The following is a 1,827-nucleotide window of genomic DNA, read 5'->3' as shown; positions in this document are numbered from 1 at the left end:
TAACACCCTCTGTCGAATCATAATAATATCGATCGCGAAAATACCGTGACGTCGAGAATAAGGAATCTCCATGGTGAGCGCGTACGTAGGCCCGGGGAACGATGCGGATGACGACTTGGCATCCGAACTCCCATCACTGCCAGCACCTTTGAAGGCGGGCGACCGTGCTGTCATCTACCTACGTGTCTCATCGCCGGGGCAGTTCAAGACAGACTACGACCCGGAAGGCATATCGATTCCCGCTCAACGTGTCGCCTGCCAGAACAAGGCAAATCAACTCGGCCTGACCATCGTCGACGAATACATCGAGCCTGGCCGGAGTGCGACCGAAATGTCGAAACGAGTCGAGTTCCAAAAACTGCTCGCTCGAATTCGAAACCATCAAGACGTCGACTACGTCATCGTCTACAAACTGTCTCGTATGGCCCGAAACCGGTTCGACGACGCCATCGTCATGGCCGACCTCCGCAAGCGAAACGTCACCCTGGTCTCCGCCACTGAATCCATCGACGACTCGCCGGTCGGCCAGCTCATGCACGGCATCCTCGCCACCTTCAACGAGTACCAGTCCCGCGAGTCCGGCGCCGACATCTCCTACAAGATGGGCCAGAAAGCCCGCAACGGCGGCACACTCGGCCGCGCCCGGCTCGGGTACCTCAACATCTTCGACCGATTCGACGGCCGCGAGATCCGCACCATCGGCGTCGACCCCGAACGCGCACCGCTCGTCCAGCTCGCGTTCCAGCTGTACGCCACCGGCGACTACACCCTCGACGAACTATCCGAGGAACTCTACGACCGCGGACTGCGCACCCGACCGACCCACCGCCACCCCGCCCAACGAGTATCCAAAAACAAGCTCTCGACGATGCTGCGCGACCGCTACTACCTCGGCTACGTCATCTACAAGGGCGAGGAGATGCAGGGCCGACACGAGCCGCTGATCGACGAGAACCTCTTCGACAACGTCCAAGAGATCCTCGAATCCCGGACCAACGCCCACGAACGCCGACGCGTCCACCACCACTACCTCAAAGGGTCACTGTTCTGCGGACGCTGCCAGCGGACCGGGACCGTCGGGCGGATGATCATCCAGCGAACAACCAACCGACACGGCAACGAATACCTCTACTTCTTCTGCCGCAACAAACAGAAGGGCACCTGCAACGCGCCACACATCAACGTCGCCCTTGTCGAAGACGCCGTCGAGGCGCACTACGCGACGATCCGATTCCGCAGCGACTTCATCACCAGCATCCGCAACCAGATCGCCGAAGCCATCAACGCTCAAGAGACCGCCGACCGACTCCTCCAGAAACAACTGACCACCGAACTGCAGGCACTCGACGCCCAGGAAGAGAACCTCATCGACCTGGCAGCCGACGCCACCCTTCCGCAGCCCAAGATCAAAGCCAAACTCCGCGACATCGCCCACCAACGGCGACGACTGACCGAACGCCTGGCAACAACGACCGAAGACCTGTCATCCAGCGCCCGACTCATCGACGCCGCGCTCACACTGCTGGAGAACCCCCAAGAACTGTATCGCCGCTGCAACGAACACCAGCGCCGCCTGTTCAATCAGGCAATCTTCCAACAGCTCTACATCGACGACGAGCAGATCAACGGCCACCGCCTGCACGAACCCTTCGGACAGCTACACGCCGCCCAACGGGCACAAGCAGGAACATGCGGCGCAACCCGGCACAAGACAAGCCGGGATGCTCCTGAATCAGGCAACTCCCGAATGAAGGGAGGAGTAGGGGTCCTACTCCAGGGCGTTCATTCAGCCCCGGGTTCTAGTAGTGACCCTATGGTGGAGCTAAG

General features: G+C 60.3%; 1 protein-coding gene. It reads left to right on the top strand.

The features are described 5' to 3' along the window. Positions 1-70 precede the first annotated feature (70 nt). Positions 71-1,827, top strand: a 1,757-nt coding sequence (locus ON27_RS29410; RefSeq protein ID WP_051047099.1) for a recombinase family protein, incomplete at its 3' end; no start/stop codon positions are given.

It is taken from the genome of Nocardia asiatica NBRC 100129 (assembly GCF_000308415.1).
GTDB classification, from domain to species: domain Bacteria; phylum Actinomycetota; class Actinomycetes; order Mycobacteriales; family Mycobacteriaceae; genus Nocardia; species Nocardia asiatica.
The sequence above is the reverse complement of the archived record's forward strand: the minus strand, read 5'-3'. Positions and strand labels throughout refer to the sequence as shown.